Source organism: Bacillus sp. LK2, assembly GCF_001043575.1.
Classification (GTDB): Bacteria; Bacillota; Bacilli; order Bacillales; family Bacillaceae_G; genus Bacillus_A; species Bacillus_A paramycoides.
Window position 1 is genome coordinate 1 of sequence record NZ_LDUK01000078.1, and the last position, 8,259, is coordinate 8,259.

Here is an 8,259-nt window from a genome sequence, read left to right on the forward strand (position 1 = left end):
CCACTTCAAGCTTTGCTAAGTGGCGAGTAGTTCACAAGCAGTCTTTAGTCTAAGTTACATCTTCTCTAATATTTCTTGTCTTTCACACCATTTTGTCAACTTTTCTAATGCTTTTTTAGACAGACGTTTTGTTTTATAATTACAAAATCTAGACAACGTAGATGGTGAAATACTAATTTCATCTGCTATTTCACGAATGCTTACTTTTTTTTCATTATGCACTTTCAGTATTTGGTCACGGATCTTCTTCTCTATTTGTTCGACTGATTCTACAGTCTTCCTTACCTCTTCAACAACTGTTCCTTCAGGTAATTGTTCTAGTGGTTCCTCTATACTCTTCTTTCCGATTACCCTATCCATTGACTGTAGCATTTCCTCAGGTGGTAAAATAGTTATTCCTAAGTTAGCGTAATAATTTTTAAACCAGTTACGTTTCCCAATTTGTTGTTCATCAAGCGGATCACTATACTCCCAATGAGAAATTACTTTCTCATTTTCTAAATCCATTAGAACATTTTCTAACTGTTCCCTAATACGATTCGGCTTCCAATCTTTTGGAATGTCCATTACTGATAGTAATCCCTTGTCCCCTCCTATAGAATAAGGCTTTTTCAATGATGAATACATTTGTCTAATTCTCCATTGCCACGTTAAATATCGAATTAACCTTTTATGATATTTATGTCTATAACTATTGTATTCAAGTGCTTTTTTAGACAATAAAGCCGTTGTATTATTTGATCCATATAAATAATTAGTTAAAAAGCTGCCGGGCTTAATACGACAAGATTCAATACCCATATATTCATTTGTAACACTATGTCTCCACAATACAACCGAATCTAATACAAATAACCTTTTAATAACCTCACGCTTTAATTCTAATCTTTCTCCTTCATCATCTCGATCATTTAATACTACTACCTCGTTATCATCATTTAAATAGATAAATATACTCGCTAAAGCAGCAATTCTCTTTGCTATTTTAATTTTATCTTCAGCTCGATAATATTCTTTATTTTTGACGATTGTCTTTGGAATGTTGCACATCTCTAAAACTTGCTCATAAGAAAAATCAATGAACTCATCTGGAGACTTTGCTTCGTTTATCCACTGTATTGTAATTGCATCTAAACAATCTGCCGTTAAATCATCCATATTACTCATTACATCATCAACAAGGGTATTCCATCGAGCCGCTTCTTCAGTGTTTGTAAGTCTTAAATCTTCATCTTTGTGTGAAGAAAGTTGCGCAACGCCATTAGAAGACTTCGTTTCAATGGGATATTGTAAAACTTTGCTATTTTCATCTTCTTCAAATTGATTCTTTGCAATTCCATCTCTTAGTTTATAATAAACAGCAGAGTTATTTACCTCGTAATAATCCTCATGGTTCACTATATTTGTCTTATCTATATTTTGATCATTTTCTAATATTATAGAATTTGAAGGTGCTACATTCTGAAATTCTTTTTCTATAAATCCTTCAATTTCCGTATATATTTCTTCCTTATAAGAATCAATTTTTGCATAAATTTGTAATAATGTAATTCCGGACTCTTGCTTTTTCTCTAACCACGATACTAATGCAGTAAATGAGGGGGAAGCATAAGATGAAGTTAATACTTTATTATTATTTTTTTCAACATCATTAAAGTATGCATTCCATTTTGTCCATAAAGGCTCATTTGATTTATAAATTGGCTCAGAGATCAACAAGGCATCTCGGAACATTTGTAATAAGTTATCCACTTCATACTCCTCCCTAAACCATGGATCCCAACAAATTAGTTTTGTTAATAAAAATCTGTTCTACAATTATATTTAATCTATTGTAACAGATAATCAAAAGTTTTGCGGTTTCTTCTTTTTAATTCAATACTTGCAATACGTTTGCTATTTCTTTTCCTATTCTCCTTTACTTTGCATTCCTTTTGCGCTTTCCTCTCCTTAATTCTATAACTTGCAACATGTTTGCTATTTCTTTTCCCTATTCCCCTTTACTTGCATTCCTTTTGCGCTTTCCTCTCCTTAACTCTATAACTTGCAACATGTTTGCTCCTTCTTTTCCCTATTCCTCTTTACTCGCATTCCTTTTGCGCTTTTCTTTCCTTAACTCTATAACTTGCAACATGTTTGCTATTTCTTTTCCCTATCCCTCTTTACTTGCGTTCCTTTTGCGCTTTTCTTTCCTTAACTCTATAACTTGCAACATGTTTGCTATTTCTTTTCCCTATCCCTCTTTACTTGCATTCCTTTTGCGCTTTTCTTTCCTTAACTCTATAACTTGCAACATGTTTGCTATTTCTTTTCCCTATCCCTCTTTACTTGCATTCCTTTTGCGCTTTTCTTTCCTTAACTCTTCAACTTGCAACATGTTTGCGGTATCCTTACCCTATTCCGTCCAACTTGCAACAGTATAATTTTTTCTCAACCAAATACAATACACAAAAAATTGTTCTATTTTATAATTTTCAAGTGATTTTTTTATACATGCAGCAAGTTATTCAAATAAAATGCAACATGTTTGCGGTATCCTTACCCTAACTTTTTTGCCATTTTCAATCTAATCCCTTATATATCAAGGAATTAAATGCTTTTTACTTATTCATGTACATATAACTCAACTTGCAACACGTTTGCGGTATCCTCACCCTTATTTTTCACATAAGATGCAACACTGTTTGCGGTATCCTCACCCTATTGTAATTCATAAAAACCTAATTAAGCCTATCATATCAGCGATAATTGGTATATTTCATGATTTGTAATTGTACTTCTTAACTTGCAACACGTTTGCGGTATCCTTACCCTAACTTTTTTGTCATTTTCAATCTCCTCCCTTATATATCAAGGGAAGAGATGTTTTTTTACTTATTTTTATACATATATTTCAACTTGCAACACGTTTGCGGTATCCTTAACACAAAAAAAAACAATAAAATTCTCATATCCCTTGATACGCCTAGCTTTATAAGCTGTTGCAAGTTGCTATTTTTCTTCTTAAAGGAGCACCTTTCATCATTTTTCGTTTTGCTATAATCAAAATTGGTATATTTTATAGTATTTTGGCATACATTTCGAATTTTGCAGAACGGAGGTGAAAAAGATGGGGAAATCATTTATTATTCAAAATCAGCGTAGTTTAAATGGAAAGACAACAAACGCAGTTTTAGTAACACTAAAATCTTGGCAAAAATTTGTGGAAACATTTGAGGAGAAATACTACAGCTATAAAGATACATATTTAGAAGATATTCTGCAGCACATGACATACGAAGAACGTATTGCGGATGTAGAAGGCTTTGTAGAACAAGCTAAACCATCTTTTTCACGTCGAGAAAAGTCTGCACTTACAGAGAAAACAGGAAGAAAACATAAATTATATGGAATTACGAATGCAGATCTTGAAGTATTCTTATATCTACATAAAAAATGCTTTACAAATGGTGTCATTCCAAATGTAACAATACATATGATGTGGGAAGATTACAAGCAATATAAAGAAGAATTTGCTTATATCCAGCACTCCCAATTCTATATTGCTTTGAAAAAATTAAACTTACATAACATTATCTCCATTGAAAATGGAGTTGATGGCCGTTATACAATTAAGCTCACTCATTTTATGAATGAGGAAACAGAAAAGGCAAATCCTTACGTATATATTAGTCCTGTTGTATTTACAAAGGCGTTCTTTAAGTTATCTGTAGCAGCTAAGAAACTATTCTTAGACATCGCTATGCAGCAACATACAGAAACAACTTTAAAGCGTTCTTTGGACAAGCAGGATGAAAGAGGAAACAAAACTCACTTTGGTGGAATGTATCGTTTCTTACATAAAAAATATCCGCACCAGATCCATATGGTTATCGAAGAATTAACAACTGCATTACCATGTACGGGAAATCCCCTATTTAAAATTTGTAAAATGCAAAAAGGTGTAAAGCATACCAAACGATATACAACATTATATCTATCTATCCATTCGGACTTCTTATGTACGAAAGAATCTGGAGAAGAACAACATAGGGATCCATTTACATCAAAAGCTACATATGCCCGTAAAGCGAAATTCATTGAATCAGTCCTACAAGAAATGAATATCGGTGAACTGTCTGCAGACATGAATAAATTCATTCATGTTTTAAAGCATACTTGTCATCGTCAAATTCGCAGTGTAATTCGTGGACTTCGCGACATGGTTGATCGAAAAGAAGGATATCCAACGAAAATTGTATATACATTGAAAAAACTATTGCATCAAACATCTCAATATCAAATTCTTGATACAGCAGCAAAAGAAGGTATCTACCCTCTTATTGCGCAACATATACCAAAAGAGAGAAATAGTGACCGTGAACAAGCTGTCTTTAATTTTGGTCTACATTATTCAATGTACTCTCTTCACAACATTAAGAAGATGTTTAAAAATGTGTATGCACTACTGAAACAAAAGTTTGCGGTACCAGTGACGGAAGAATCTTATCACCGTAATTATCTAAAATACCAGGAAGAAACGTTATTTAGAAAATATGCATATGATCAGGGAGTGAATCTCCATGCATATATCGCTTTAGAAATTGAAATGCGTGAAAAATTAAAAGTTCGTGGCCATAAAGAACGCACAATTCCAAGTGATGTACGTGAATGGTTTATCGAAGCAATTGATAAGCTGCCACAAGAAAAACTTCGTGTTATTGAGCTACCAAAACAGTTTAATTTACTAGAGTTTATGCGTACCTTCGAACGCTTAGTACGTGCTGGTGTAACAATAACAGCTCCAGATCAGGTGCTAACCGCAATGGAAATAAAATAATAGCAACAAGCTCTCTATTTTTGAAAAAATCGAAAGTGGAGGGCTATTCGTGTTTATTTCATTAACACCCCTTTTCTACTACTCTATTTATAAATACCAAATCAGAAGGACTTCATGTAAAATGGAGTCTTTTTTTATACACTTCTATACAAATCCTCTTCTACCTATAGAAGAATCTCCACACTACACATTGAATATTCTTCACGTGTAGTAAAACATCCGATTTTATATCTACAAAAAATCAAAAGGATATTTATAAAAATAGTGGATATGAGGACAAATATAATCAAATGTGAATAATATTTTCCCAATACCCTTGAAAATACTAGTGTCGTTAAATTCATCTAATAAAAATCATCAATAATAATGTGAGTTATGTGTAAATACTGAGTAATGTTAACAAATAGCTACATTATCTGAACAAATTGTGGATAATTGAACGCTAAATACTGCTCCATTTACTAAAATAAAGAAAATAAGCCCTATTTACATGGTTGAATAAATATAATGTGATTTGTATCAATTTCTTTCCGATTTCATGTAGAAACATATAATTTTCTTTCTGCTTTTTTGTAGAATTGAAAGTCTAATAATCCTTATATCTACGGATACATTTTCTACTATTTATGATTTTTTACGTTCTCATATCTAATTTTCCCTTGTGGGAGTAGGTCTTTTCCCTATTTTTGATAGCCTATAATAGTTTTATCTTTATTTCTTTTTAATATATAAGATATATATTTATAATAGATTTTAATATTACTAGTATGCTTGTTAATAAGATGTCAGACCTAATTGAAAATATTTGTAAATTCAGTTATAATAATGGTAATTAAATGTATCATTACCCACATGCAAAAGGACAAACCTACGTATCCCTATCAGGGCAAGGTTTGTCCTTTTTTCATTTTAGTAAACAATTAATATTGGAAGGATTAAACATGGCTGTACTAAAAGATACAACTTATATAGAAATAAATACGTGTAACGAGATTAGATTTTTCAAAGGGATTAACAGAAAGGCAAGCTATATATCGCCCTCTAATTATGGATAGAAACGCTTGTATAATAAATTTAGTAGTAAACTATGGGTTGTCCTTACAAGAGCTTATATCGCTTAATATGAACCATATACAGTTTGCTAGAAATATCTTAGTTGTTCCTGGAGAAAATGGCATAAATAGATCTATATCATTATCAGAGGATGACTATGCGTTAGTTGAACAACGAATATATGTTTATTTTTCAAACAAAAGTCCCTTTACTTTAAGTGAATTTCAATCGAATCCTCGGGATATACCGAGTGTTTTTGTAAATAATATGATTGTTAAATCAATAAATAAAGGAGGACTTTTATGCTACAGAATCAACAAGGTAAAGAAAATTTGGGTTCTAATATGAAACAAAAATTTGCGGGAACTGATGCACAAAAAGTAAAACAAGAAATTCAAAAAGATGTTAGCCAAGGACAAGGAGCAATGACCTCCCGAGAGGCAGGAGCAATGCGTGATTAAAAACCACTCTAAGTGGTTTTTTATTTTTCTACTTGTAAATTAAACACTTTACAACGCTCATTTTGATTTGATGGTTTAGATAATAACTGTATTAGATAATCTGCTGAATTCACATAAATAACTGTATAGAGATAAAAGTTTCGTTTTGGGGGTACTTTAAAATCTTAGCTTGATGGGCATGGATTTTTCCCACAAAATAAGACCTTAACTTACGCTAAAGTCTTATTAAATCGTTCATTTTTATTTTTAAAATATAGTAACGTTTCTTCCTCTTCCTCGAACAAATGAAGTTGTTTCAAAATTTCGGCTGCAAATTCAACATAGGCAGAGCCAACTGCTGTAATGATTTGACCATCTACCGTTACATCTGCACTTTGTTTATGCTCCCACTCATGAAGATGTACTAAATGCTCGACTTCTGATATCAATGATGTTGAAAATTTTGTATTCCTCAACACCTCAGCTGCATGTAATAAAGCGGTTCCTGCACAGATACCAGCTATCCATTTACCTTCTGCATGCAATTCTTGAACAAGTGATAACAACTTAGCATTTTTTAAATGTTGAAAAATCGCTCCGCCAGGAATGATGAAAATTTCATATTCTTTTGCCTGATAGAAAAAAGATAATTAATAACGGTAATGTTAATCCAAGACCAAATGAAAAAAAGTACATTGGCCCATTAAAAGGGTTTGGGACTAATTGTATACTAAAAAATATCGTAACTACTCAGTCATTCTATGAAAAAAGGCAGAAAAGCATTTTTTTAAATGGTCGAGCTGGACTGGCCATGCATAGAAGCGGTCAGGGCCTTTTCTTGCCACACGCAACGTTTTAAAACAAAGAAAGACAGCAAGGTGTATTGCAATTTATATCTTCATGGCAGCAATTTATATGCTGAAAAATGAAAATAACGTTCTATAGGTAATAAGGAGCGGGGCATATTTTCACTGGAATCATGCCCCTTAAACTTCTAAATGAAATGTGTGGCTGAGTAGTTAAAAATATTCATTTCAACTTAACTGTATACATGAAAACGGATAATATAAAGCCCCGTTTTGTTTAAGATGTTCATTTCCTGTTTGCTGGTTTAGGTTTGATTTTTTAATTTGATGGCGATGTGCCGTGTCCCTATGTCCTTTTGCACGCATCTTGGCGGAGCATATTGAAATAAATAAGATGGATTATTTGATTAAAGTGTTACTTTAGGTATATATACTATAATATAGACAGAGTAACATGCATAGAAAGGAACGATGAAATATGCCAAAGCAACAAATTGGAGTAGTTGGTGTGGGCGTTATGGGAAAAAGCCTCGCACTTAACTTTGAGAGTAAAGGGTATTCTGTTGCCCTATATGATATTTCGAAGGAAAAAGTAAATGAAATCATTGAGGAAAACCGTGGTAAAAACTTAGTTGGTACTCATATGGTTGAAGAGTTTGTTAGCTCACTTGAATCACCTAGAAAGATTTTATTAATGGTTAATGCAGGAGAAATTACAGATAAGGCGATTGATTCTCTGCTTCCTCATCTTGATAAAGGTGATATTTTAATTGATGGCGGTAATACATACTTTGTCGATACAATTCGCCGAAACAAACGTCTTGCTGAAGAAGGAATCAATTTCATCGGTGCAGGTGTGTCAGGCGGAGAAGAGGGTGCATTGAAGGGACCGTCTATTATGCCGGGCGGACAGAAAGATGCATATGAAAAAGTGAAGGATATGCTTGAAAATATCTCTGCAAAAGTGAATGAAGAGCCTTGCTGTTCTTATATCGGACCTAATGGGGCAGGCCACTATGTAAAGATGGTTCACAACGGTATTGAATATGGGGATATGCAATTAATTTGTGAAGCATATTTCTTCTTGAAACAAACACTTGATTTGACTGCAGAAGAATTTCATGAAATATTTGCTGAATGG

At 32.8% G+C, this 8,259-nt stretch carries 4 protein-coding genes and 2 pseudogenes; 4 read left to right on the plus strand and 2 right to left on the minus strand.

What is annotated here, in order from left to right:
- Nucleotides 1-54 precede the first annotated feature (54 nt).
- Nucleotides 55-1,752: a helix-turn-helix domain-containing protein gene (locus VK90_RS26690; RefSeq protein WP_048376554.1), complete on the minus strand. Its 1,698-nt coding sequence runs from the start codon at nt 1,750-1,752 to the stop codon at nt 55-57.
- A gap of 1,357 nt (nt 1,753-3,109) precedes the next feature.
- Between VK90_RS26690 and VK90_RS26695 the strand changes: the two genes are divergently transcribed.
- From VK90_RS26695 to VK90_RS30445, 3 genes and pseudogenes are all read left to right on the plus strand, one after another.
- The gene (locus VK90_RS26695) at nt 3,110-4,819 is read left to right on the plus strand and encodes a hypothetical protein (RefSeq protein WP_048376556.1); all 1,710 of its coding nucleotides are present in this window, start codon (nt 3,110-3,112) and stop codon (nt 4,817-4,819) included.
- Nucleotides 4,820-5,821: 1,002 nt separating this feature from the next.
- Nucleotides 5,822-6,023, plus strand: a pseudogene (locus VK90_RS30995) (integrase); the annotation flags it as partial.
- Between the two features lie 151 nt (nt 6,024-6,174).
- Entirely contained in the window at nt 6,175-6,333 is a 159-nt protein-coding gene (locus tag VK90_RS30445; protein ID WP_002175013.1) for a hypothetical protein, read from the plus strand.
- Nucleotides 6,334-6,542: 209 nt separating this feature from the next.
- Here the strand turns inward: VK90_RS30445 and VK90_RS26700 are convergent.
- A pseudogene (locus VK90_RS26700) lies at nt 6,543-6,944 on the minus strand (DJ-1/PfpI family protein); the annotation flags it as partial.
- 652 nt (nt 6,945-7,596) lie between these two features.
- Here VK90_RS26700 and VK90_RS26705 point away from each other — a divergent pair.
- The coding region (locus VK90_RS26705; RefSeq protein ID WP_048376558.1) for an NAD(P)-binding domain-containing protein at nt 7,597-8,259 on the plus strand (663 nt) is incomplete at its 3' end.

Excerpts from the sequence above, each read along its gene's own strand:
- VK90_RS26695 (WP_048376556.1), top strand. The coding sequence starts at position 3,110 with ATGGGGAAATCATTTATTATTCAAAATCAGCGTAGTTTAAATGGAAAG.
- VK90_RS30445 (WP_002175013.1), top strand. The coding sequence starts at position 6,175 with ATGCTACAGAATCAACAAGGTAAAGAAAATTTGGGTTCTAATATGAAA.